Origin of the sequence: Halomonas sp. 707D4 (assembly GCF_024158685.1) — a bacterium.
Taxonomy (GTDB): domain Bacteria; phylum Pseudomonadota; class Gammaproteobacteria; order Pseudomonadales; family Halomonadaceae; genus Vreelandella.
Genome location: NZ_JAMZBD010000001.1, coordinates 1 through 24,467 on the forward strand (window position 1 = coordinate 1; position 24,467 = coordinate 24,467).

General features: G+C 62.7%; 15 protein-coding genes and 1 pseudogene. 9 read left to right on the forward strand and 7 right to left on the reverse strand.

Annotated elements, in window-relative coordinates; all coding sequences use genetic code 11:
- Window positions 1-95: 95 nt before the first annotated feature.
- The 3 genes and pseudogenes from BIS11_RS00005 to glyA all read left to right on the forward strand — a co-directional run.
- Window positions 96-1,337, forward strand: a pseudogene (locus BIS11_RS00005) (ABC transporter permease); the annotation flags it as partial.
- Between the two features lie 56 nt (window positions 1,338-1,393).
- Window positions 1,394-2,812, forward strand: coding sequence for a hypothetical protein (locus BIS11_RS00010; protein WP_253421631.1), 1,419 nt, complete (start codon window positions 1,394-1,396; stop codon window positions 2,810-2,812).
- A gap of 123 nt (window positions 2,813-2,935) precedes the next feature.
- Window positions 2,936-4,201 (forward strand): serine hydroxymethyltransferase, encoded by a 1,266-nt coding sequence (gene glyA, locus BIS11_RS00015; RefSeq protein WP_253421630.1) that lies wholly within the window; start codon window positions 2,936-2,938, stop codon window positions 4,199-4,201.
- 77 nt (window positions 4,202-4,278) lie between these two features.
- Here the strand turns inward: glyA and BIS11_RS00020 are convergent, their stop codons facing one another.
- The gene (locus BIS11_RS00020) at window positions 4,279-5,448 is read right to left on the reverse strand and encodes a nucleotide sugar dehydrogenase (protein WP_253421629.1); all 1,170 of its coding nucleotides are present in this window, start codon (window positions 5,446-5,448) and stop codon (window positions 4,279-4,281) included.
- Between the two features lie 214 nt (window positions 5,449-5,662).
- Here BIS11_RS00020 and BIS11_RS00025 point away from each other — a divergent pair, with 214 nt between their 5' ends.
- Genes BIS11_RS00025 through BIS11_RS00040 form a run of 4 tightly spaced genes read left to right on the forward strand, consistent with a single transcriptional unit; the run spans window position 5,663 to window position 11,662 of the window.
- Complete coding sequence (locus BIS11_RS00025; RefSeq protein ID WP_253421626.1) at window positions 5,663-7,417, forward strand: type I secretion system permease/ATPase; 1,755 nt, start codon at window positions 5,663-5,665, stop codon at window positions 7,415-7,417.
- A 1-nt stretch (window position 7,418) separates the two neighbouring features.
- Window positions 7,419-8,798, forward strand: a complete 1,380-nt coding sequence (locus tag BIS11_RS00030; RefSeq protein WP_253421623.1) for an HlyD family type I secretion periplasmic adaptor subunit — start codon at window positions 7,419-7,421, stop codon at window positions 8,796-8,798.
- Window positions 8,798-10,267: a TolC family outer membrane protein gene (locus BIS11_RS00035; RefSeq protein WP_253421620.1), complete on the forward strand. Its 1,470-nt coding sequence runs from the start codon at window positions 8,798-8,800 to the stop codon at window positions 10,265-10,267. Before BIS11_RS00030 ends, BIS11_RS00035 begins: the two co-directional genes overlap by 1 nt.
- A 15-nt stretch (window positions 10,268-10,282) precedes the next feature.
- Window positions 10,283-11,662, forward strand: coding sequence for an undecaprenyl-phosphate glucose phosphotransferase (locus tag BIS11_RS00040; protein ID WP_253421617.1), 1,380 nt, complete (start codon window positions 10,283-10,285; stop codon window positions 11,660-11,662).
- Here BIS11_RS00040 and BIS11_RS00045 read toward each other — a convergent pair.
- From BIS11_RS00045 to BIS11_RS00070, 6 genes are all read right to left on the reverse strand, one after another.
- Complete coding sequence (locus tag BIS11_RS00045) at window positions 11,650-12,597, reverse strand: glycosyltransferase family 2 protein (RefSeq protein ID WP_253421603.1); 948 nt, start codon at window positions 12,595-12,597, stop codon at window positions 11,650-11,652. The genes BIS11_RS00040 and BIS11_RS00045 overlap by 13 nt on opposite strands.
- Window positions 12,598-12,603: 6 nt before the next feature.
- Window positions 12,604-16,086 carry a glycosyltransferase gene (locus BIS11_RS00050; RefSeq protein WP_253421600.1) on the reverse strand — a complete coding sequence of 1,161 codons (3,483 nt, stop codon included), beginning with the start codon at window positions 16,084-16,086 and terminating at the stop codon, window positions 12,604-12,606.
- 25 nt (window positions 16,087-16,111) lie between these two features.
- Complete coding sequence (locus BIS11_RS00055; protein ID WP_253421597.1) at window positions 16,112-17,002, reverse strand: PIG-L deacetylase family protein; 891 nt, start codon at window positions 17,000-17,002, stop codon at window positions 16,112-16,114.
- Between the two features lie 68 nt (window positions 17,003-17,070).
- Window positions 17,071-18,045 (reverse strand): GNAT family N-acetyltransferase, encoded by a 975-nt coding sequence (locus BIS11_RS00060; RefSeq protein ID WP_253421594.1) that lies wholly within the window; start codon window positions 18,043-18,045, stop codon window positions 17,071-17,073.
- Entirely contained in the window at window positions 18,038-19,312 is a 1,275-nt protein-coding gene (locus BIS11_RS00065; protein WP_253421591.1) for an ABC transporter ATP-binding protein, read from the reverse strand. Before BIS11_RS00065 ends, BIS11_RS00060 begins: the two co-directional genes overlap by 8 nt.
- Entirely contained in the window at window positions 19,302-20,096 is a 795-nt protein-coding gene (locus BIS11_RS00070) for an ABC transporter permease (RefSeq protein ID WP_253421585.1), read from the reverse strand. The genes BIS11_RS00065 and BIS11_RS00070 overlap by 11 nt, the downstream gene beginning before the upstream one ends.
- Window positions 20,097-20,595: 499 nt before the next feature.
- Here BIS11_RS00070 and BIS11_RS00075 point away from each other — a divergent pair, with 499 nt between their 5' ends.
- Together BIS11_RS00075 and BIS11_RS00080 are read left to right on the forward strand one after the other, a co-directional pair.
- The gene (locus BIS11_RS00075) at window positions 20,596-22,278 is read left to right on the forward strand and encodes a hypothetical protein (protein ID WP_253585629.1); all 1,683 of its coding nucleotides are present in this window, start codon (window positions 20,596-20,598) and stop codon (window positions 22,276-22,278) included.
- A 358-nt stretch (window positions 22,279-22,636) separates the two neighbouring features.
- Window positions 22,637-24,467: hypothetical protein (locus BIS11_RS00080; RefSeq protein WP_253585630.1), on the forward strand; the 1,831-nt coding region annotated here is incomplete at its 3' end.

Genomic DNA, 24,467 nt, shown 5'->3' on the forward strand with positions numbered 1-24,467 from the left:
GTCGCCTCCAGGTCGGCGGTGTTGATCATCAGGCGCGGATTGAAGTTGCCGAACCCGGCGGACTGGTCCGCCTCGCGCTCGATGATCCCGGTCACGGCGTGCTGGCCCTGGTGGCCAGGCTCTCCGGCGCCACCCCCTGGAGCCAGGCGCTGCGCCTGGGCGGGCGCCAGCTCGCCCTGCGCCGCCAGGCCGGACGCGGCCAGCTACTGGCGTTTTCGGTCACCTTCTTCGCCATGGCGATGATCGTGCTGGTGCGCGGTGACCTGTTGACCACCTGGCAAAGCCAACTGCCGGACGACACGCCCAACTACTTCGCCATCAACATCCAGCCCAGCGAGCGTGAGGCGTTCGAGGCCGCCATCGGCCCAAGCGTGACCACCCAAAGCGCGCTCTACCCGATGGTGCGCGGGCGCCTCATCGAGATCGACGGCCAGGCCCCGCGCGAGGCAGTACCGGAAAGCGCTCGCGGTGACGGGGCGCTGCGCCGCGAGCTCAACCTGACCTGGCAGGCAACGCTTCCCGAAGGCAACGAGATTGTCGCCGGGCAGTGGTTTGCTCCGCCTCGCCCGGCGCAGGGCTTCATGCAGGAAGTCGTGGCGACGCCCGAGACGGATTCCCCGGTGCCGATTTCCGTCGAGACGGGGCTGGCCGAGCGCCTCGGGCTCACACTGGGAGATTCGCTGGCCTTCTCCGTGGGCGGCGATCGCATCGATACCCGTATCACCAGCTTGAGAAGCCTCGACTGGGATACCTTCAAGCCCAACTTCTTCGTCATCTTTCCGCCGGAAAGCCTCGAGCGCTTCAGCCACAGCTACATCACCGCCTTCCATCTGCCGGAAAGCGAGCAGGGCCTCATCCGCCAGCTGGTCAGCGACTTCCCCGGGGTATCGCTGCTCAATGTCGAGGCGATTCTCGGCCAGGTGCGCGACGTGCTGGGGCAGGTGACCCGCGCCGTCGAGCTGATCCTGGCGCTGGTGCTGCTGGCCGGGGTCAGCGTGCTCTACGCCGCGCTGACCGCCAGCCGCCCGGTGCGCGCCCACGAAAGCGGGCTACTGCGCGTGTTCGGCGCGGGCAATCGCATGATTTCCCGCGTACAGGGGGCGGAGTACGCGCTGCTGGGCCTGGCCAGCGGCCTGATGGGCGCGGCCCTGGCGGAGCTTGCCAGCGCCGCGCTCTATCTCTACTGGCTCGACCTGACGCCCCGGCTGCACGTGGCGCTGTGGCTCGTGCTGCCGCTGGGTGGGGCGCTGCTGGTCGGAGTGATCGGTCATGCGCTCTCCTACTCTCTGCGCCGCCAGGCCCCGGCGGCGAGCCTGGGGCTTCTGGGCGAGGCATGACGATACGCATACCGCCCGCGCCAACGACCGGCACGGATGGTGAACGAGGAAACGACGTGAAAGAACCGAAGAAAGAGAAGACAGGCTGGAAAAAAAGCGATGTTCGCCGGTCGCAGACCGGCTTTCTGGCAGCGGGGCTTTTGCTGATGTCGGGCGTTGCCGGCGCTTCACCCGAGGCGCTGGAGCGCGATCTGCGCGAGCAGCTCGGCCAGGACGGGGCGGAAGTAACGTTCACTCGCGTGTTCGAGGACGAAGCGCGCTCGGCCTACATCGCCGAGGGCGTCGAAGCACGCCGCGACGACGGCGAGACCGTCACCATCGAGCGCTACCGGGTCATCGGCGATTACCAGGCGCCAAGCGCCATCGAAGCGGACGACCTGACCTTCACGGGAAGTGCCGAAGGCGAGCGGGTGCATCTGGACGCATTACGCGTGGAGCGGCCGGGTCGAGCGGTCATCTCCGTACAGGCGCTGGCCGAGGAGGGTTACACGCTTGGCGCCATCGAGGCTCGGGGGCTGCGCATCGGTGCCGGCAATACCCTTTCCTCCACTCTCGAGCTGGGGCTGCCCACGGCGGATATCGCCGTCGATTCGCTGCGCCTCGACGATCTTCGCGAAGGCTATCTCGGGCGCCTCGACCTCGAAGGCCTGAGGGCCGAGATACCCTTCGAGCCCCGGCGGGCCACGACCGCCACGTTCACCGTGCAGGCCCTGGTGCTGGAGGCCATCGAGTGGAGCGATGCGCAAAGCGTGACCGGGCTTGCGCGTGCATCGCTCGATCATCTGCGCCTCGAGGGTGACGAATGGCACCTGGGGCTCGAGCGCCTCTGGCTTGAAGGTTCCCCGTTGGAGGGTGCCTCGGGCCTCGAAGGCGGCTATGCCGATCTTGTCGGGCTGTTTGCGCACTTGTCGCCTGCCGATCGCGAATCGCTCAAGCTGGTGTACGAGGCCTTGACCGGAGGCGAGGCCTCGCTGCGCTTCGCAAGCGAGCACCAGGCGCGCCTGAGCGACGAGGACCCGGCCCGTCTCGAGGCTCAGGGAAGCCTCACGATCGAAGGTGCCGGTCGGTTGAGCTACGATGCCGATCTGCTTTTGACGCTTCCCGGCACTACCACGCGGAACATGGTGCTGGACGAACCGTCGCTGATCGAAACCTCCAGGGTCAAGGGAGGACGTGCCGCGCTTGTGTATCACGACGAGGGTCTCTTGCCGCGCGCACTGGAGGCGATAGCGACAGTGCTCGTCCTGTCCCCCGAGCAGACACTGGACATGCTGCGCCAGGAGGCCGAAACGCTGCGCTACCACGTCTACCCCGGGGCGGAAAAGATTCCTTTCGCCCTGCTGGCCATCATGCAGGGCAAGGGAGAGCGACTCTCCCTCGCTGCGCTCCTGCCCAAGAACCTGCTGCTCGACCAACTGTTGCGGGGACCGCTTTACTGGGAGGAGCCGTTCGACCTGACCGTCGAGCTCGACTGAAGTCGTCGCGATCATGAAGGGCGCTCATGTGTTACCTGACGCGGATGCGATGAAAGTCGCCTGCGCCTGGGGTATGATGGGCGCCTTGCTTTTTTCGACGCCCTAGCCTACGAGGTTTCCCCCATGTTCAGCCGCGATATGACCATTGCCGGGTTTGACGATGCGCTTTTTGACGCCATGCAGAAAGAAGTGGCGCGTCAGGAAGACCACATCGAACTGATCGCTTCCGAAAACTACGCAAGCCCGCGGGTACTCGAAGCCCAGGGCAGCCAGCTGACCAACAAGTACGCCGAAGGCTATCCGGGCAAGCGTTACTACGGCGGCTGCGAGTTCGTGGACATCGCGGAGAACCTGGCGATCGACTACGCCAAGGAGCTGTTTGGCGCTACCTACGTCAACGTTCAGCCGCACTCCGGCTCTCAGGCCAACAGCGCCGTGTTCCAGGCGCTGGTCAAACCCGGCGACACCATCCTCGGCATGAGTCTGGACGCCGGCGGTCACCTGACCCACGGTGCCAAGCCCAACTTCTCCGGCAAGCACTACAACGCCATCCAGTACGGCCTGAACGACCAAGGCCTGATCGACTATGACCAGGTGGCGGCCCTTGCCCGCGAGCACCAGCCGAAGATGATCATCGCCGGCTTCTCCGCCTACTCTCAGATCATCGATTGGGCGAAGTTCCGCGAGATCGCCGACCAAGTGGGCGCCTACCTGCTGGTCGACATGGCCCACGTGGCAGGGCTCGTCGCCGCCGGCGTCTACCCGAGCCCGCTGCCCCATGCCCACGTGGTCACCTCCACTACCCACAAGACCCTGCGTGGCCCCCGCAGCGGCGTGATTCTCTCCGCCGAAAACGATGCCGAGATCGAGAAGAAGCTGCAGTCCGCCGTCTTCCCCGGCGGCCAGGGTGGCCCGCTCATGCACGTCATCGCCGCCAAGGCGATCTGCTTCAAGGAAGCGATGGAACCGGAATTCAAGGCCTACCAGCAGCAGGTGGTCAAGAATGCCAAGGTCATGGCGGGCGTATTCATCGAGCGCGGCTTCGACATCGTCTCCGGCGGCACCGAAGACCATCTGTTCCTGCTCTCGCTGGTCAAGCAGGGCGTGACCGGCAAGGACGCAGACGCCGCTCTGGGCCGTGCCCACATCACCGTCAACAAGAACGCCGTACCCAACGACCCGCAAAGCCCGTTCGTCACCTCAGGCCTGCGTATCGGTACCCCGGCGGTCACCACCCGTGGCTTCGGCGAAGCCGAGTGCCAGGAACTCGCCGGCTGGATCTGCGACATCCTCGAGGTGCTCGCCAAGGGCGAAGAGACCGCCAGTATCGAGGCTGCGGTGGCCGAGAAGGTCGCGAAGGTCTGCGCGGCGTATCCGGTCTACAAGTAAGCTTGTCGATGACGGTTTCATGATCAAGACGGGCGCCTTCGGGCGCCCGTTTCAATGGTGGTCGACTAGGGTATTACTCACGCGTCCCCGCCAAACAGGTCCCGGGTGAACACCTTTTCTTCGATATCGTGAAGTTCATCGGCCATGCGGTTGGCCAGTACCAGATCGCACGACTGCTTGAAAACCCCCAGGTCACGAATCACCGCTGAGTTGAAGAACGTGCTCTGCTCGAGCGCCGGCTCGTACACCACGACCTCGATACCCTTTGCCTTGATGCGTTTCATCACCCCCTGCATCGCGCTGGCTCTGAAATTGTCCGAGCCTGCTTTCATGATCAGTCGATACACGCCCACCACTCGAGGCTGGCGCTTGATGATGCATTCGGCAATGAAATCCTTGCGGGTGCGGTTCGCGTCCACGACGGCCTTGATCATGTTGCTGGGCACGTTCTGGTAATTGGCTAGGAGCTGTTTGGTGTCCTTGGGCAGGCAGTAACCGCCGTAGCCGAAGCTTGGATTGTTGTAATGCTGTCCTATGCGCGGGTCCAGGCCCACGCCTTCGATGATCTGACGAGTGTCCAGCCCATGGGTTTCGGCGTAGGTATCCAGCTCGTTGAAGTAAGCCACGCGCATGGCCAGGTAGGTATTGGCGAAGAGCTTGATGGCCTCCGCCTCGGTGCTGTCGGTAAAGAGGGTGGGAATGTTCTGCTCGAGCGCCCCTTGTGCCAGCATGTCGGCAAAGCGCCGGGCACGCTCGGAACGCTCGCCCACCACGATACGTGTCGGATGAAGGTTGTCGTGAAGCGCCTTTCCCTCGCGCAGGAACTCCGGTGAAAAGATGAGGTTGTCGGTCTTGAAGCGCTCGCGAGCGCTGGCCGTGTAGCCCACGGGGACCGTCGACTTGATGATCATGACGGCGCGAGGATTGATCGACATGACCTGGACAATGACCGCCTCGACGCTCGACGTGTCGAACGTGTGGGTTTCGGGGTCATAATCGGTGGGTGTGGCGATGATGACGTAATCGGCATCTCGATAAGCCCTCTGTGGCTCGAGCGTGGCCGAGAAGTACATATCGTCGCGGGCGAGAAAAGCAGTGATATCGGCATCTTCGAACGGACAGATCCGCCTGCATAGCAGGTCGATACGCGCTGCCGAAATATCGACCGCCGTCACCTGATGATGCCGAGCCAGCAATAAGGCGTTGGACAGCCCGACATACCCCGTACCGGCAACGGCTACCTTCATTCGGATAATCTCCAAGCATCTATTCTTTATTCGTCAATCTATAGGCGATTCGTTGCAATTGTATGGAAGTGCGTATGAGTGAGCCAGTCCATATCGCCAAGCGCCCTGCGGCAAGGGGCTCCGGCAAACGCCTACCCCTGTTTAGCCCGTTCTGGTATGCTGCCGCGATTCATTTCCGCTCTTGACGCCTTCTCGAATCAACGGTGACCCCTTCATGTCGAAGCAACAAGAAGCAACGGACCTGCAGCGCGCCTTGAAAGCCTGCAAGGGTTCGTTCTTGTCGGTGGGCTTTTTCAGCATGTTCGTCAATTTGCTGATGCTCGTGCCGCCGATGTACATGCTGCAGGTGTACGATCGCGTTCTCACCACGCAAAGTTTCGATACTCTCCTGATGCTGACGCTGGTCGTCGTGTTTCTGTTCATGATCATGGGTGGGCTCGAGCTGGTACGCTCGCGAATGCTGGTACGTGTCGGTAATCGCCTCGACACCGCCATCAACGAGCGCCTCTACAGCGCCATGTTTCGACGTAGCCTGGTAGCCCAAGGCTCCCAAAGTGCCCAACCGCTCAATGATCTGACTAGCCTGCGTCAATTTCTTACCGGCAATGGCCTGTTCGCTTTTTTCGATGCGCCTTGGGTGCCGGTCTATCTCGGCGTACTGTTCCTTTTCCACCCTTGGCTCGGTATTTTCGCCATCTTTGCAGGCCTTGTACTGCTCGGGCTGGCGATCGCCAACGAAAAAGCCACGAAGTCACTCATGGCGGATGCCAACAGCGAGCATATCCAGGCTCAAAACCTGGCCAACTCCAATCTGCGCAACGCCGAGGTACTGCACGCCATGGGCATGCTGCCAGGCATCATGGGGCGCTGGTCCAAACGGCATCACGAGTTTCTTTCCAAGCAATCCCAGGCAAGCGATCGAGCGGGCGCGCTGACCAACGTCTCGAAGGTGTTTCGCATGCTGGCCCAGTCCTTGATTCTCGGTCTGGGCGCTTGGGTGGTACTGCGTGGCGAGATGTCGCCAGGCATGATGATCGCCGGCTCCATCCTGATGGGACGGGCGCTGGCACCTATCGACCAGATGATCGGTGGCTGGAAGAGTTTCGTCAGCGCCCGGGGTGCCTATGGTCGGCTGAACGAGCTCTTGACTCTGATTCCCGGCGAGCAACGCAAGATGTCACTGCCGGCACCCAAGGGCGACATCTCGCTTGAAAACGTGGCGGCGGCTCCCCCTGGCTCACGCATGGCAACCATCCGCGGCATCAACTTCAGCGTGCCGCAGGGGCAGCATGTGGGAATCATTGGGCCCAGTGCGGCGGGCAAGTCTACGCTTGCGCGAGTACTGTTGGGTATCTGGCCCTCTCAAGTGGGCGATGTGCGACTCGATGGTGGAGTCATCACGCAGTACAACCGGGACGAGATCGGCCCCTACATCGGTTACTTGCCCCAGGACATCGAGCTGTTCGACGGTACCATCAGCGAGAACATTGCCCGCTTCGGGAACATCGATTCCGCCAAGGTCGTCGAGGCCGCCCGCAAGGCCGGCGTGCACGAGATGATTCTCGAGCTGCCCAACGGCTACGACACGATCATTTCATCCACCAGCGGCGCGCTTTCCGGTGGCCAACGTCAACGGGTAGGGCTTGCTCGAGCGCTGTACGGTAACCCGGTCTTCGTGGTGCTGGACGAACCCAACGCCAATCTCGACGAGGCCGGCGAGCGGGCGCTGGGCCAGACCATTGCCCAGTTGAAGCACGAAGGCGTGACTCTTTTCGTCATCAGCCACCGAACCAACGTCTTGAAGAGCATGGACAAGCTACTGGTCATGAAAGAAGGGCAGGTGAGCATGTTCGGGCCGCGCGATCAGGTGCTTGCCCAGTTCGCCAAGAAACCGCGCGCCCAGGTAGGCCAGCAATCGTCCGCTCGACTGTCGGCGGTTTCCGGTACTCGTCCGGGCGAGGAGTCGTGACATGAGCAAAGACCCGCGCAATCTCACCCCTCGCGGGGAAATCGACGTTACCCCGCAAGGCCCCGCCACCATCGATGGCGAAGCCGTCGAACATTTGCCCACCAGTGACAAGGGGTATCGCAAGCTGGGTTATGCCATTCTCGGCATAGCACTGGGCGGCTTCATTCTCTGGTCGGTCACGGCGTCGCTGGCCATTGCCGTGGTCGCGCCGGGCAACGTCTCGATCGAATCCTTCAAGCGTACCGTCCAGCATCTCGAAGGCGGCATCGTGCGCGACATTCTGGTCGAGGATGGCGACCAGGTAGAAGCGGGCGACACCCTGATCGTGCTCAGCGATACGCAGTCGCGCTCGCAGCTCGAAATCGCCCGCTCCCAATACCTGATCAACCGCGCCATGGAAGCACGCCTGCTGGCAGAGCAGGAAGGCGCGCAGACCCTGGAGATACCCGATGATCTCCAGAACGTCGAGAGCCCTCGGCTGCAGCAGGTGATCGCGGTACAGCAGAGCCTTTTCACTGCACGTCGCCAGTCGCTGCAAAGCACGCTGGAATCGCTGGACGAACAGATCGTCCAGATGCAGGAGCAGATCGAAGGCCTCGAACAGCGTATTTCCGTCAATACCCGCCGTATCTCGTCTCTGCGCGCCGAAGCCGAGGATTTTCGTTCGCTCTACCGCGAAGGCTTGGGTGACAATCAGCGGCTGCGCGAGCTGGAGCGCCTGGTGCTCCAGTACGAAGGCGACAATGCCGAATTTCGCGCCAGTACCGCCCAGCTGCGTTCGCAGATCAGCGAAAATCGCATGCAGCGTGAAATCCAGACCCAGGAGTTTCAGAAAGAGGTCGGCGAGCAGTTACGCCAGGCCCAGAGCCAGATCGCTCAGGCCGAAGAGCAGATCGTCTCATTCAGTGATCAGGTCGAGCGCACCGTCGTCACCGCCCCGGTGTCCGGTACGGTGGTGGGGCGCCAGATCCATACCATCGGGGCGGTCATTCGTCCGGGCGATACCATCATGGACATCGTGCCCAGCAACGATGGCTTCGTGGTCGAGGCGCGCATCCCCGTTCGCGACATCGATAACATCTTCATCGGCCAGTTCGCCGAAATCCGCTTCAGCGCTTTCAACCAGCGCCTGACCGATGAAATCGATGGCGAAGTGATCTATGTCAGCGCCGACAGTTTCGAAGACGAAGCCACCGGGCAGCGTTACTACCGTGCCCGGGTGCGCGTCACCGAAAACGGCTACGAGCAGATGAACGAACACATGCAGCTGCTGTCGGGCATGCCTGCCGAGGTGATGCTCAGAACCGGCGAGCGCACCTTTGCAAGCTACATCGCCAAGCCCGTGACCGATATGCTGGCGCGCGCCCTGCAGGAGGACTGATGCACTACTCGCCGACTCGTCAAGGCGCGCTTCGCCGACAAGCAGTAGCATTGATGCTTGGACTCACGGTACTCACCCCGGTCCATGCCCAGCCAAGCGAACCCATGGCCGACACCGATGCCATGCAAGCGCTTGCCGCCCTCGACGAACGCCCCGCCGAGGCGCCAACGCTGCCCTCGTTGCCCGCGCTCTTCGCGCGTGCCCTGGAGCATGATGCGCAGCTTTCACGTCAGCGTTTCGAGCTGGCGGCAACGCAGGAAGAAGTGCCCATGGCACGCTCACAACTGCTACCGCAGGTATCGGCATCGGGCTCGTATCTCTGGCAGGACTCGACCAATATTCAAACCTCGCCGGACGATTTCGGGTTGGACCAGCCTGCCCAGCGCCCTGGCGAAATCTCTGAAAACGTCTGGGGTGTACAACTGCAGCAGCCGCTGTTCAGTCTCGAGCGCTGGCGCGGAGTCGACGTGGCCACCGCCCAGGTCAGTGCCGCGGAGCTGCAACTGGCGGTGGTCGAGCGCGATCTTGCCCTGCAGGTGAGTCAAGCTTATATCCAGGCCTATCTCGCCTCCCAGCGTCTGGGGCTCCTGGAGTCTCAGCAAGAAGCGCTGGACCTGCAGGTTCGCCAGGCACAGCGTGCCTATGATCTCGGTATCGGTGATCGCATCAACCTGCTCGAAGCCCAGTCGCGTCTGGACCAGGCCATCTCCGACGCCGTACAGGCGGAAAACGAGCTCGATAACGCCCTGAGCACGCTCGAGCGCCTTACCGGTACCTATCCGCAGTTCAGTAAACTGGCTGTGGGCGAGCTCGCCAACGCCGCACTGAACCAGGAGTGGGGTGAACCGGACGCCTGGGTAGCACGTGCCGGTCTCAATCTCGACGTGCAACTCGCTCGCGAGCAGCAGCGCATCGCCCAGGCCGATGCCGGTACGCGGCGTGCGGGTTACTACCCCGAGCTCAACCTCAACCTGGCCTACTCGGACCGCCAGAGCGACGATGTGCTGCGCGAAAGCGAAGACTATCAGGCAAGCGTACAGGTCAGCGTTCCTATCTACCGGGGCGGCTATACCACTGCCAACGTGCGCCAGGGGGAGCGGCGCATCGATGCAAGCCAGGCGGAGCTCGATAATCAGCTCAACCTTGCGGTGCAAGACGTGCGTCAGCGGCTACGTTCGCTCAACGGCCACGTACGGCGCGTGCAGGCGCTCAAGCAGGCCATCGCCTCCAGCCAGCTGTTTCTGGAGGCGGCCGAGCGCGGCGAGCAACTGGGCCTACGGGACCTGGTCGACGTGCTCGATGCCCGTACCAGCCTCTACGACCAGCGCATTCAGTACGTCGACACGATCGGTGAGTACGCCCTGGATAGCCTGGCGCTGCAGTCAGCGGTGGGCGATCTCACGAGCCAGGACCTGAACGACATCATGACGCTACTGCTATCCTTTACGGACCTGTCGGTTTCAAGCTAAGGAACGCCCCCGTACATGGCCGCTCTGAAAGGAACCCACCATAACGACTGGTTAAGACGCGCGATGCGCTGCTTCGATGCGGGCATTGCGCTGCTGGTGTCCGCCTTCGCCCTCTGGGTAATGCCCAACATCACCCATCACGGCGAAGAGTACCTGTTCCTCATGGTCATCGGCAGCCTGCTGCTGCCGGCGGTGGGCGAGCTGATGGGACTCTATCAGCCCTGGCGTGGGCGCAGCCTCTACTCCATGCTCGGGGTCTACGCGCTCAGCTGGGTCATCACCATCGTGTTGATCAGCTTGCTACTCGTGGCTACCCAGACCACCCAGAACTTCTCGCGCCTCTGGATGGGCGTATCCGCCATCACCGTGCTCGGCATCGGCAGCGCCATGCGGGGCGCCCTGTACGGGTACTTGCGCCGGCTGCGCGCCCGGGGCAAGAACTGCAAACGCATCGTGATCATCGGCCGCGAAGAGAACCTGCTGCGTCTTCAAGAACATTTGAGCGCCATGCTCTATGCCGGCTACATGTTGCACAGCGCGCACGTGGACGACGACTCGGATCGTTTCCACGCGCGCTTGAAACAGCTGGTGGACGAGAGCGCCTTCAACAAGGAGTTCGATGAAATCTGGTTGAGCTATCCGCTCAGCGACGGTGACAAGGTGCGTCTGGTCTCGGCCAGCCTGATCAAGATCCCCATCAGCGTGCGCTACTTTCCCGATCTCTCCGACATTCGCCTGCTCAATCACCGTATGGCGCAAGTGGTCGGGCTCTATTCGCTCGAACTCAACTACAGCCCGTTGGACAGCGCCCCGGTGCGCTTGGTGAAAAGCATCGAGGATCGCGTCATCGGCGGCGTGCTGTTCGTGGGGTTTCTGCCCGTGATGCTCGTCATTGCCGCGCTGGTGAAATGGAAGATGGGCGGGCCGGTGCTGTTCAAGCAGTACCGGCACGGCATGGACGGCAAGCGCTTTCGCATCTACAAGTTTCGCAGCATGAGCGTGCATCAGGCACGTACCACCGTGGCGGCCAGACACGAAGACCCGCGCATCACCCCGCTGGGGGCCTTTCTACGGCGGACCAGTCTCGATGAGCTGCCTCAGCTCTACAACGTGCTGCAGGGGCGCATGTCGCTGGTGGGACCGCGCCCCCACGCGTTGGATCACAACCAGTACTACCACGGCGTGATCCAGAACTACATGCAGCGCCACCGGGTAAAACCCGGCATGACCGGCTGGGCCCAGGTGAATGGCCACCGGGGTAGCACCGATACGCTGGAACAGATGCAAAAGCGAGTCGAGTTCGACCTTTACTACATCGACAACTGGAGCCTGGGACTCGATTTGAAGATTCTGGCCATGACGCTGACACGCGGTTTCATCAACTACCGGCCTTGATTCGGTTCGTCAGGATCGTTCCAGAACCCCTTGTGCATCGATAGCCGTCGTTTGAAGCCCACTGAAAGTCTCGATTCCGCCTTGCCCAGTCGATAGCCTGCGTACTTCAGACACGTACGCAGCCCCGCCTCGGGCAGCCGCCAGGGGGCGTGGCGCAAGAGGTAACGAATTTCCGAGCGCACGAAACGCCCGCCTTCTCCTTCCGCCTTGCCCAGCCACTTAAGCAACCATCCTTCACGGTGATGCAGCACGCCGATATCGAAATAACGCTTGAACTCTTCGACCAGCGAGTAATTGTGTGAATGGAATACTTGCGCATCGGCGCAGTAGGCGAGCTGGTAGCCATGCTCAAGGAGCCGCGCACCGGCGATCATGTCCTCGCTCAGGATGGTACCCGAGGGAAAGCCACCCGCCGCCAGCAGCGCCTGGCGCCGGTAGGCGGCAAAGGAGTTGGAGAGAAAGGCGGTCTTGAGACCAAGACGTGGAATGTCCGCCTTGCTCACCACTCGCGAAGCCGCCGGGTAGTTGAACAACCGCGCGTGCGCGGCAATCGGGGTGGCATCAGGGTGAGGCAGTTGGCGGCCGAAAGCCGCGCCCACCGAAGGGTCGTCGAAGACCGATGTCAGGCGCGCCAGCGCCTCGACATGAGCCGGCAGGGCGTCCTGGGTAAGGAACACCACCACGTCGCAGTCGTCCAGGTGCTTCAAGCCGAATTGACGGGTACCACCATGATCGAACGCCTCGCGCGCAATGCCCACCACTTCCCAGCCTCGCTCGGCGGCCAGGCGAGCCGTGTCATCCGTCGAGCTGGAGTCGATTACCAGCTTGCGCGTACCGGGTCTCAGCGCCGTTTCGCACTGCGTCAGCCAGTCGCTCCAGCCGGGGCCGGCGTTCAAGGTGGGAACGCAGACCCCGAGGCGTATCGCATTGCCCATGATCCGTCAGGACTCCCTGAGCAGTCGGCTCTTGACCCGGCGCTGCCAGCCGGCAGGCACATGGCGCGCCAGTCCGCGCAGCAGGGGTTGGGCGCGTAGCCAATAAAGCGTCGACACCATTGTCTTGCGCAGGCGCATGGAAGGAGAGTCGGCCAACGCTGCATGAGCCTGCCAGCGAGAGGGCAGCGGCGCCAGTTGCTCGGCAACGGGTGCCGAGGGCACCTTTTCCATGTATCGCTGGGCATAGAAATCCCCCGGGGCGTGCTGCCACGGGCGGGAAGTCTCGGTCGGCTCGTTCAGGGCATCGGCGCCTACGCTTGCGGCAGCGAACCAGTCGCACCACTGTTCGGTGCTGCTATCCCAGGCTAGAAGCCATGAGCACGGACGCTCGTGAAGTCGTTCGGACAGAGCCCCCAGGTCGCTGGCCACGACCGGCAGGCCAAGCGCCAGGCAGGTGCTCAACGTGTAGCTGTAGGTTTCCGGCCACAGGGGCGGGAACCAGGTGACGTGCGGCTGCCACTCCTCGAGCAGGGTGGGCAGCTCATCGTCCCGGTATGCCCCGGTCACGGTGAGGTTCGGCAATGTCTTGAGCGAGCGGTAGGCGAACCCGAACAGCTTGAATTCGATGGGCAGCCCCCGCTGGGCAGCCAAGGCAGCCACGTTCTCCAGAACGTCCGCCCCCTTGATGATCGAAAGCGCGCCGATGACGGCGACCCGAAGAGGCTCGCCGTCTTGGGGGCCTTGCCACTCGGGGGTAGGATAGACTTCCTTTTCCTGGTCGGGATGGACCGCCACTTCGATCTCGAGTGCCGGAATATAACGCTTGAAGCGCGTCGCGGCATCCTGGCTTGGCGAGATCACACGGTCGCTGGCCAGTAGCCAGCTAGCGTGGCGTTCGCGCCATTCGACGATACTGCTGCCATCCGGGGCGGGCTGCTGGGCCAGGCAGCGCTGGCACTGCTCGACGCCTTTCTCGCCGCAGTAACGGTTGTCGACCGGCGTCAGCGATATCTGCGGGCATACGGCGTAGTAGTCGTGCAGCGTGACGTCCTGAGTGACCCCGAGTGCCTTGGCCAATCCCAGAATGCTCTGGTCGAAACCCAGCCAATGATGGAAATGAACGTGTACCACGCCCAGCGCCTCGAGCATCGCCACCAGTTCGTCCAACGCCTCCGGCAGCACGTAGTCCAGGGCCATCGATTCCGCTTCGCTGAGCATGGACAGGCGAGCGCCGCCCACGGGGCTCGGGCGCAGCATCAGCCATTCGACTTCATGCTTGAGCGTCTCGGCAAGTTCCTGGCAGTGACGCTCGGTACCGCCACCACGCTGATGGTTGACCATCAAGACGCGAGGCTTGGGACTGAGGCGCAGGCGTGCCACATCGATGTTCAATCGCGCCTGGCGGGCCGGGTCTTCACCGATGAACCGGTGTACCCGCGACTCGTAGTCCGGGTGAAGCTCGTGAAGTACCGCTAGCGCCTTGGTCACGCGCTCCGGCTGGCTATCGCCAAAGCTCACGCTGCCCTTGTGCCAGGCAAATACGTCTAGAGCATGAAGATGGCACCAGCCGGCCTTGAGGGTGCGCATGCAGAAGTCGTTCTCCTCGCCGTACCCCTTGCCGAAGTGCTCGACATCGAAAAGCCCGACATCGTCGAGCGCTTCGCGGCGAATGTACATGCAAAAGCCGATTCCGGTCGGAATCTCCACCGCCTGGCCCGCATTGGTCTCGGCTACCAGGCGGTCCAGCGTCGCTAGCTCGAAACCGTCGGGTAGCTGGTTATCCTCGCAAAAACGTGGATAGCTGCAGATGGTCGCGTTGTTGGAGAAAGGCGTGACGCTGGCGACCGGCCGGGTGGTGGGGCGGTAGGCGGCAGCCACCATGCGGTCCAGCCAGTCATTGGCCACTTCGGCATCGCTGTTGATCAGCACCACATCGGCACTGTCGGAGTAGGCCATGCCGCGGTTGACCGTTCCCACGAAACCCAGGTTCTCCTCGTTTTCCAGCAGTACCATGGGTCGGGTCTTAGCGGCCTCGCGCAGCCACTCGGTGAGCGCCGACTCCGGGCTTGAATCGTTGATGACGATCAAGCGATAAGCGTGCTTCGAAGGGGCCGCCCAGATACTTTCCAGGCAATCCCGGGTCTCGTCGAGCCCCTTGTAGACCGGCACGATCAGATCGATCGCCCCGACCGGCTTTTTCTGCCTGGCACGCGCGATGGGCAACTCGTCTTCCGTTCGCGCCAGCGATGCCTTGAGCGAGCCGTCGCGCAGCGCACGCAGTTGCTGGGTCAGCCAGCGCAGGGGGCGGGTCAGGCGCATCGAGCGTGAATGGCGCAGCGCGTGCATTTCCTCGCCCAGTACGTGCAGCCGCTGGGTCGCTTGTGCATGCTGCTGAGCAAGCTCGGCGTGCTGCTGTTCGAGCGCACGATGCGCAGGCTCGAGAACAGCGAGCGCTCGAGCCTGCTCACTGAGTGCCGCATCCTTCTCGCTGAGTACCGAATCCTTCTCGTCGAGCGTTCGTTGCAGGTCCTGCAAGCGCTCGAGCGTTCGCGCGTGCTCGCCGCCCAGAGCGTCGAGCTTTTCCCACGCCGCGCCATGGGCTTGATGAAGCTCTGCGTGCAGGGCCTGCAGTTTCTCGTAGTGTTCGCGAAGCTCCTGAAGTTGTCCCAGGCGCTCGTGGTCGCGCTGGTGCAGGCCCGCTTCGCTGGCGTGTAGTTGCCGTGTGTCCCACTCCAGCTGCTCGAGTCGATCGATCAGAAACGTCAGGCCACTTTGCAAAAGCGCCCCGTCGCTCTGGGGCAACCATTTCTGCCACACCGCGCGTCGAGCGGCCTTGAACGTCTCGAGGTCGCGCTGCTCGGAAAGGCCGGACTCACCCAGTGCCAGCCGATAGGTGGCGCTGGCGCCCGGCACGTGAACGAAATCGCCCTGACGTGCCAGTTGAAGCCAGAAATCCCAATCCTCGAGTTGGGAGAACCGGGTGTCGAACCGGCAAGGTTCGGTGTTCACCGCCGCCATGCGAAACAGCACCGCGTGAATGGGCAGGGTGTTATGCACCAGAAGCTCGCCCGGCACCCAAGGGGCGTCCATCGTGGAGACCTCCTCGCCAGTGCTCTTTTCAAGACGCACGCCACTGTAGACGGCAGGCGTTTGCGGGTTCGCCTCCAGAGCGTGTACCAGGCGCGCCACGTGGGCGGGGTCGATCAGGTCGTCGTCGTCCAGAAACATCGCGTAGGGCGTATCGACCGCCTCCAGGCCGACATTGGCTGCCTCGGCACGGCCCAGGGGGTGGCCCGTCTCGATCAAGCGGCAAGGGGTCTCCAGGGGAGGCAGGGCGCGGTGCTGGCCACCCTTGGCATTGATCACCAGAATATTGAGGGCCGGGTAGCGCTGCGCCTGTACCGAGGCAAGCGCTTCCGGCAGATGATCGCGGTCCATGCTGCGAATCAGTACGGTAACGCGAGAAGTGGTGGAGCTAGACGTCGACATAAACTTCCTAGAATGAATAACGCGCTTAACCGCGCCCTAATAACGATTTGAGGCGCGTGAGCCAGCGCCAGCCACGGGTGGCATAGATGGTTTCGAGCATCTGCTCGGCGCCCTGGCGTGCCTGTTCGCTCTGGGCCAGCGCCGCTTGCAGCTCGGCGCAGCGTTCTGACTGGTGCGCGTGCGCCTGCTCGGCCTGGGCCAAGGCGGCCTCGCAGCGCCAAAGCGCCTGATCCTGGACCGACGGCAGGGCGACTCGGCCACGCGGGCCGGTGGCCTCTACCACGTGGAAAGCTTCGGCATCCGTGATCCCAAGCCCCAAAGTATAGCTGCGGTAGCGGTTCAGTCCGGCGATCTGTTCAGCATAGCGCTGCTCGGCCAACTGCGAAGCGAAACATTGCATGGCACGCCCCTTGAGCTCTCTCAACGGCGAGATATCCACCAGGCGATTGACGCTCAAGGGCACGCCGATTTCGTAAAGCGCGATGGTCAGTGGGCGGTGCTTCGCGCCGTAACGCTCGCCGGCCTGGAGCGCGGCATCACAGGCGGCGCGGTGATCCGGATGCATTTCCCAGCTCGAGGGTGCCAGGAGCAGGTCGGGCTCGAAGGCCTCGAGTGCCTGGAACACGCGATCGATCAAGGCATCTCGCGCGGCCTCGAGCCCCCGGTCGACGAAGTCCCATTGAAGGGGCGCGGGATAACCCAGAATCGTCGCCGCCGCCGTCGACTCCGCCAGGCGAAGCTCCGCCTGGGGGCCCTGGGTGGCGATCACCACCTGTATGGCGGCGCCCCGGGCCGCCAGCTTCGACAGGGTTCCACCGCAGCCGAACACCTCGTCGTCCGGGTGTGGCGCCAGCACCAGCACCCGCTTTGCTTGCAGGTCGCTCGCTTGGTAGGGAACGTACCAGGCTTCTCTCATCGCACTGTCCTTATGTAACCAGCCTTGAGTGCCCCAGGCTCTTGGTAAGCCGGTGGAGGCGTCCTTGATCAGCGAAAGTCCGTATCGCCGCCCATCAACCACCAGCGCTTCTCGAGCTCCATGCCTAAAGGCTTGCCGTTCACCTGGCTGCCCGGCACCACCACCTCGGTGGCGCTCAGTTCGGGGCGGGTAGGGGCCAGGGCGCGCGCCACGCGCGGCGATACCCAGGCGGTCAGCGCTTCGCACCCGAGCCGCGCGGTCAGATGACGGGCGCACCCCAGCACCGCGTTCAGTGCGCTGGGCGGGGCCACGAGATCGAGCAGTTCTACTTTTGGCCCGTGCTGGCGCAGCACGCAGATGCCGACCGGCCGCCGGGTCAGCCGCTCTACCACCAGCCAGGTCAGGTACTCGCGTCCCGGCACCTGGCGGTAACGGTGCGCCAGCCATTGGCTGTCGCGCTGGCAAAGGGCCGCGTCCGGCAGGGCCTGGCGCATGGCCTGCCAGAGTGCATCGGCCACCGGGGCGTCGTCAGCGGTCAAGGGGCGCGCGGTATGGCGCCAGCCGCGCCGGGCGCGGGGCGACCAACGTGCTTCTTCGATACGGTCGGTTTCGCAATAGAGCTTCAAGGCGCTGCCGAGACGTGCGTGGCGCGCATGGGGAAAGCCGAAGGCGTAGCGGTAGTCCAGCCCTTCGCCCACCTTCTCGGCGAAGAACGCCTGCACCACCCGGTAGAATGGCCCCTTGCGGGTCAGGATGCCGCGGTAGCGCGGGTCGACCATCACGTCGCCCATCTGCACCGCCGTGGTGTCGCGCCCTTCGAGCGTCACCGGGCGCGGCATGCCGCCGTTGAAGGCGACAAGCTCGCCGTCGTCCACGCACACCACTCCCGGGCTATCGGCAAAGCGGTATTTCCACAGCCACTCCTCGCGACCCATGGGCGCGCCGAAGCTGCGCTCGAACAAGGCCAGCAGCGCATCGGTGTCGTCAGGGGTTGCCCAGCGCACCTGCCACTGAGCACTCTTGAGCGGTGCCTGCTCAGACATCCGCCTCTCCTTCGGGTGACAGCGGCTGCCACTGGTGGGGCAGGCGCACCACGCCGCGTGCCACGCTCGCCTGGGTCACGTGGAAGCCGCTGATCGGGTCCACCCACTCATAGCTGTGCAGGCCGCGCTCGCAGAAAAGATACGCCCCCACGTGGTACTCGCCCTTGAGCAGTGCAAGGGCAGGGAAGCGCACCGACAGGCGGCCTTCACCGGTGTCGCTGCGCGAGATCGTCACGCCTTCCTCCCAGCTGCCGGTGCTGGTCACGATCTGTCCGGCGGGGGTGGAAACGGTTACCGCCACGCCCGGGCAGGGCAGGGCCGGGTCGCTGGCGAAGCGAATCTCGATCTCGAGGGTGCTCTCGCCGCTGACGGCGGGATAGCGCGCATCCGGCGTCTTGCCATCGATGAGCACCTGGGTCGAGAGCAGCCGCGCGCTCCCCTGGGGCGTGGCGCGGCGCTGCTCCTCGGCGGCGCTTTCACGCACGCCGTGGCCATGCTCGGTTTCGCCCAGCAAGAACTGCTCGTAGCGCGGAATCACGATCGAGGGGCTGTCGTCGGCGAGAATCTCGCCGCCCTCCACCCACAGCGCCCGGTCGCACAGGTTTTCGACCTGGTAGAGCGAATGCGAGCAGAACAGGATGGTCGCGCCACTATCGCGAAGCGCCATGATGCGATCGAACGACTTGCGCGCGAAGGCGCCATCGCCCACCGAAAGGGCCTCGTCGACCACCAGGATGTCCGGCTCGACGCTGGTGGCCACCGCGAAAGCCAGACGCACGTACATGCCGCTGGAGTAGGTCTTCACCGGCTGGTCGATGAAGTCACCGATGCCCGAGAACGCATGGATCTCGTCGAACTTCTCCTGCACCTGACGGCGGCTGAGCCCGGCAATGGCCGCCGACATGAACACGTTCTCGCGCCCGGTGAACTCCGGGTTGAACCCGGAGCCCAGCTCCAGGAGCGCGGCGATCTTGCCGTTGACCGTCACCGTGCCGGTCGAGGGCGAAAGCGTGTTGCACACCAGTTGCAGGAGTGTCGACTTGCCCGCGCCGTTGCGCCCCACCAGACCCACCACCTCGCCGCGGCGAATGGTCAGGTCCATGGGCTTCAGCCCGCTGATGGTATCGAAGCGGGCGCGAGCGCTGAGCGCCTTGAACTGCAGCAGCAGCCGGTCCAGCGGCCGCTCGTAGCGGTAGAAGGTCTTGCTCACGTTGGTGAGCGCGATGGCGGTATCGTCGTGGCGGGTGGCGGTCACGTCAGAGCACATCGGCGAACCCTCCGCGCAGCTTGTTGAAGGCCCAGGTGCCGCTGGCCAGAAGCACCGCGGCGACGATGACCAGCCCCGAGACCACCTTCGGGCTCGGCCAGGCGCCCATGAAGATCACATCGCGCAGTTGCGTGATGAGCAGCGCCAGCGGGTTCAGAAGATAGACCCCTTGCCACTGCTCCGGCACGTTGGAGAGCGGGTAGAACACCGGCGAAAGGAACATCAAGACGGAGGTGCACAGCGCCATGAGCGGGCCGATGTCGCGCAGGTAAACGCCCAGCGCCGAGAGCCACAACGCAATGCCCACCAGCACCCCCGCGAACGGCAGGATCACCAGCGGCAGCCCCAGCCAGGTGACTTTCACTCCCACCAGCACGGCGGTGATCAGCATCAGGAGCAATAGGCTGATGAGGGCCTGGAAGCTGGCCGCCAGTACCGACGAGAAGGCCAGAAGCGGCAGCGGAAACACCACCTTGGTGACCAGGTTGGGCTGGCCGGTGACCAGTACGGGTCCCCGGTTGACCACCTCGGCAAACCAGTTGAACGACAGCAGGCCGACGAACACCTGCAGGGCGAAGTCCATCTGCGGGGTGCCGGTGGCCTCTACCGGCCACTTGAGATCGAAGAAGCCGTAGAACACCAGGGTGAACGCGCCCAGCATCAATAGCGGCGACAGTAGCGTCCAGCCCAGGCCCAGAAGCGAGCCGCGATAGCGGCCGGTAATGTCACGGCAGGTGAACTGCCACAATAGATGCAGGTGGCGATGAACGTGTAAGGAAGCCAAGCGGTGCTCCAGGGTAAATGCAAAGGGCGCCATCTTACCCTTACGCTCGGGTGGTGCCAACCGGGGCAAAAATGAACAGTGTGGCGTTTTTAAACACTTTTTTATACCATGCGCCGCCAAGGCGTTGGATAACAAGCGGTTGGAGAACGATGTTCTAAAACCCGTCGACCCTCCCGGTGCCCCGGGGTGTCAATAAAACGTCACGATGCAGCACTAACCTGTCGTGCGAGAGGCGTGCGCTAAGCATACTTGCTTTGATCCCCCGCCCGGGGCATAGTGATATGTTACTTGCCAAGGTGGGGTGGCGCCGCTATAAAGAGTTGCGTGGAGCCGCTCTGGCCGCTAGCCGCGCAGATACGGCGGGCAGGGCCAAGGCACGACCGTTTAAGCACTTCCGTAGTAAAATGTGGTTAGAATTTTAAGCTTGTGCTAGCGTAGCGAGCGCGGCTTAGAAAAAGAGCCCGACAACGTTGTCAAGAACGCAAGGAGTTTGATCAAGATGGCTATCACCAAGACTCAAGCAGTACAGGGCCTCGCCGCTCTGATGTTCGGCCAAGCAGTAGGTACTGCTTCTGCCGCCAACTTCCGTGAGATTCTGGCCAACGATCCCAGCATCTACAACCTGGCCAACAGCCTGATCGCTACCGAAGCGTTCGGCCGCCAGTTCCGTGGCGAAGCCACCACTCAGGACAAGATCGACCTGGTACTGGGTCGTCTGGGCCTGGAAGAAGGTTCTGACAGCTACGAAACGGCCAACGCGTTCGTCAACGCTCGCCTGGAAGCTGGCGTACCGGCGGGTCAGGTCATCGCTGAAATCGGCGAGAAGCTGCTGGGCGACTCCATCCCGCGCGGCTTCGCCGACGCCTCCGAAATCCTGCGTGATGCCATCGAGCGTTCCAACGCGCACCTGGAAGCCGGCAACGAAGGCAACGTATCTCTGCAGCTGGGTAACGGTGTCACCACCGACCTGCTGGCACAAGCCATTGAGCAGTACCAGACTGCCGAGCAAGCGCTCGAAGATTTCCTTGAAGCAAACGACACCGACGCTGACACGATCGAAGCTGGCTATGTGTCCGCTGCCGATGCCCTCGGTGATCTTATCGGTGACGGTGAAAACGATGAAGGTCTGAGCAATTTCGTTGGCCGTTCTGCAGCCGCTCAAGACGGACAAATTGCCGCTGCACAAGCCGCCGCAAATGCAGACGTAGAGCTGGCCGCTTCAGCTATTGATAACCGTACTGTCGTCAATGCTATCAACCTCGTTTACACTCGTAATGCCGCTCAAGAAGACGCTGAGTCTGCACTTGAAGCTGCTACCACAGCACGCGGTGATGCTCTGGTTGCTTTCAATGGTGGCGCTGAAGGAACTGGTACCGCTGAATTTGTCGGTAACACCCTTACTATCGACAATGCAGATGGAGCTGCGGTAGTTGTAGCTGCTATTTCTGCCAACGGCACTTGGGTAGCGACTAACGAAGCGGCTCAGCTGGTTGAAGATAACGAAGCTTTCCAGTCATTGCTGACTGCTGCTAATGCACAAGTTGTTGCACAGACTGCTTTCAATACAGCTGATGCTCAGCTTACTGCTGCGCAAGAAGCCGCTACAGCTGCTATCGAAAATGCTGAAGTAGATGGGACACTCATCGAAAGCTACACAGAAGCATTGGAAGCGCGTCAGGTGCTCAGCGATGCGGTATCAGCCTTCCAGGAAGCTCGTGATCTGAACGATCAGCTGGATGCTCTGACCGAAGCTCGCGACAATGCTCTGGCCGTTATTGCCAACGATTACGAATTCGAACTGACCGTGTTGGCTGAGGGTGAAACTGCTCTGACCGCTGGCGAAACCAACGATCTGTACGTCTTTGATGATGTAACTGGTTCAGACAACGCCATTACTATTGCTGGCTTGGGTGACGCAGGTACTGACTACCTCTACTTCGGCGAAGGCTACACCGCCGTTGCTCTGGGTGAAGGCGAAATCACTGACCGCGTTGGTTCTGCCTCTGCTCTGGAAATCTTCTGGAAGCAAGACGGTGACAACCTGGTACTGTACGTCGAAGCTGACGCGACTGCCGGTAACTCTACCAGCGCTGCTGACATCACCGAGATCACTCTGACCGGTGTGAACGTGGCTGACGTCGACTTCTCTAACGGCTTCCTGTCCGTTAACAACGCTGCCTAATTCAGGCTGAGTTGTCGGGGGAGGGAGCTTCCTCCCCCTTGTTCTTTCGAAGTCATCCGGTGGTGCCTTTTTGGGCCGCCGGATGCAGCAAGCCAAGGCTTGCTTGCTCTGAAGATGCAACATCGAACCCCCGGCCTCTGGCCGGGGGTTTTTTTATTGCCTGAAGAAACACGTTCATGGCAGGGAGAACAGCGTTCAAACCGCCATGTTCGCGTCATCAAAAAGGCTGAAAAAAGTGCGGTTGCTTTTCATTCTTTCGGCGTATGATGGCCGGGAAAATTGGTCTGCTTGGCTCGACGAGCGACCCGGGTTCTCAAAACAAGTCTTTTGCCCGCAAGCGCGGGTAGAGGTAGAAGAAATGAACGATCTCATCATTACCCACCCCACTGCCTTTCACTACAGCGAAGCCAATAGCGGCGATGTGGATGCCTTCGCCGCACGCACCGATGCCCTGGGTCAGCCCACGCTGGCCGCCTGGCGCCTCGACCATGCCGGCGCCAATACCTGGAGCGGCTCGCTCGCCTCTGGCGGGCCGAACGACTCAAGCGACGCCTTCGTGTTCGACGTGCCTGAGGGCCGCGCGGTTCAGGGTATTTCACTCAACGTCAGTAACGTGCAGATCAACAGCGGCTCGACCTTCTTTCTTTCCACGCTGGACGGCCAGTGGTGGATCGAGCGCCCGCTGACCTCTTTCAATGAGCCGATTCGGCTGGAACCGGGCCAGTACAGCCTGCTGATGGGCAACGGTACGCTGGTGCTCGACTACCAGCTGATGCTCGACGTGATCACCACCCAGGATACGCCGCCCACGCTGAGCGCGGCGCCTCGCGACCCCGAGTACCAAGGCAGCGACGTCCTGCTCTTTTCGGACGTGACGGCGAATACACACGACGAGGGCCAGCTCTTCACACATCTCCACCTGCGCGTCGCCGGGGTCAAGGATGGCGGCGAGGAGATATTGACGCTTTCCGGCGTGGACATTGCCCTGAAAAGCGGTGAGAGGGGCAACTTGCCCGAGGGGCGTTACTCGATCATCGAGAGCGGCGGCGAGCTACTCATTCTGGTGGTCGGCTTTACGCTGAGCGAGCAGGACATGGGCCTGCTGGTGGCGAACATGCGCTATCGGCACGCCGGCACGTCGCCCACCGAGGGCGAGCGTGAGATCAAGCTGGCGCTGATCAACGACGACGGTCAAGCGAATTTCAACAAGACCACGCTGGATATCGTCTCGACGGTATCGGTCCCGGCCCCGGTCGTGACGGCGCCGCCTCAGGTAGTGGTGGACGAGGCGGGCGTCGACTACCTGGAAAGCGCAGGGCCGGTCGCCATCGCGCCGTCTCTGCTGTTGAGCGATGCGGACAGCGCGACGCTCGTCAGCGCCCGCGTCACCCTCTTTCATGGGGAGCTTCCGGGCGATGTACTGGCCTTCCAGAACGGCGATACCTCGCTCTATGGCGATATCACTGGGGTGTTCGCGCCAGGCGCTGGAACATTGACGCTCACGTCCAGCGGGCACTCCACCCTCGCCCAGTGGCAGAACGCGCTGCGGGCGGTGACCTACCAAAGCGAAAATGCGTTGCCCAGCACTTCCCAGCGTCAATTCCAGATCACGGCGTTCGATGGTAAAAACTCGAGCATACCGGCCACCACGCACCTGAACGTGACCCTGGTCAACCAGGCACCGGTCATTCAAGGGTGGGAGGTGCCTGCGCTCTTCACCGAGGGGGCCTCGCCGGTGCTGCTCGGTGGACAGGTCGACGATCGCGAGCTGAACGCCCTGGACGACTACGCCGGTGCCTCGTTGATGATTGCGCGCCGGGGCGGCGCCCACGAGGAGGATGTGTTCACCCTGAAATCTCGGGGTGGGCTTTCACTGATCGAAGGTGTGCTTGCCTACAGCGGTACGCCGTTTGCCCGCTGGGAGAGTGACGGCGGTCGGTTGATCCTTCACTTCGACACCGGCGCGACCAAGGCGCTGGTCGACGGCTTGCTCGGGTCGATCCAGTACGCCAACGTCAGCAAGAACCCGCCGGCCAAGGTGGCGCTCGAGTACGCGTTCAACGATGGCAATAGCAGCGGCGAACAGGGCTCGGGCGGTGAGGGCATTGCCCGCCAGATTCGCACGGTGGCGATCACGCCGGTCAACGATGCGCCGGAACTGGCCACCAACACCGGCGCCAGCGTCGTGG

Coding starts and splice junctions, on each gene's coding strand:
- BIS11_RS00050 (WP_253421600.1), bottom strand. CDS start 16,086: ATGTCGACGTCTAGCTCCACCACTTCTCGCGTTACCGTACTGATTCGC.
- BIS11_RS00075 (WP_253585629.1), top strand. CDS start 20,596: ATGGCTATCACCAAGACTCAAGCAGTACAGGGCCTCGCCGCTCTGATG.
- BIS11_RS00025 (WP_253421626.1), top strand. CDS start 5,663: ATGTCGAAGCAACAAGAAGCAACGGACCTGCAGCGCGCCTTGAAAGCC.
- BIS11_RS00045 (WP_253421603.1), bottom strand. CDS start 12,597: ATGGGCAATGCGATACGCCTCGGGGTCTGCGTTCCCACCTTGAACGCC.
- BIS11_RS00040 (WP_253421617.1), top strand. CDS start 10,283: ATGGCCGCTCTGAAAGGAACCCACCATAACGACTGGTTAAGACGCGCG.
- BIS11_RS00030 (WP_253421623.1), top strand. CDS start 7,419: ATGAGCAAAGACCCGCGCAATCTCACCCCTCGCGGGGAAATCGACGTT.
- BIS11_RS00060 (WP_253421594.1), bottom strand. CDS start 18,045: ATGTCTGAGCAGGCACCGCTCAAGAGTGCTCAGTGGCAGGTGCGCTGG.
- BIS11_RS00055 (WP_253421597.1), bottom strand. CDS start 17,002: ATGAGAGAAGCCTGGTACGTTCCCTACCAAGCGAGCGACCTGCAAGCA.
- BIS11_RS00020 (WP_253421629.1), bottom strand. CDS start 5,448: ATGAAGGTAGCCGTTGCCGGTACGGGGTATGTCGGGCTGTCCAACGCC.
- BIS11_RS00035 (WP_253421620.1), top strand. CDS start 8,798: ATGCACTACTCGCCGACTCGTCAAGGCGCGCTTCGCCGACAAGCAGTA.
- BIS11_RS00065 (WP_253421591.1), bottom strand. CDS start 19,312: ATGTGCTCTGACGTGACCGCCACCCGCCACGACGATACCGCCATCGCG.
- glyA (WP_253421630.1), top strand. CDS start 2,936: ATGTTCAGCCGCGATATGACCATTGCCGGGTTTGACGATGCGCTTTTT.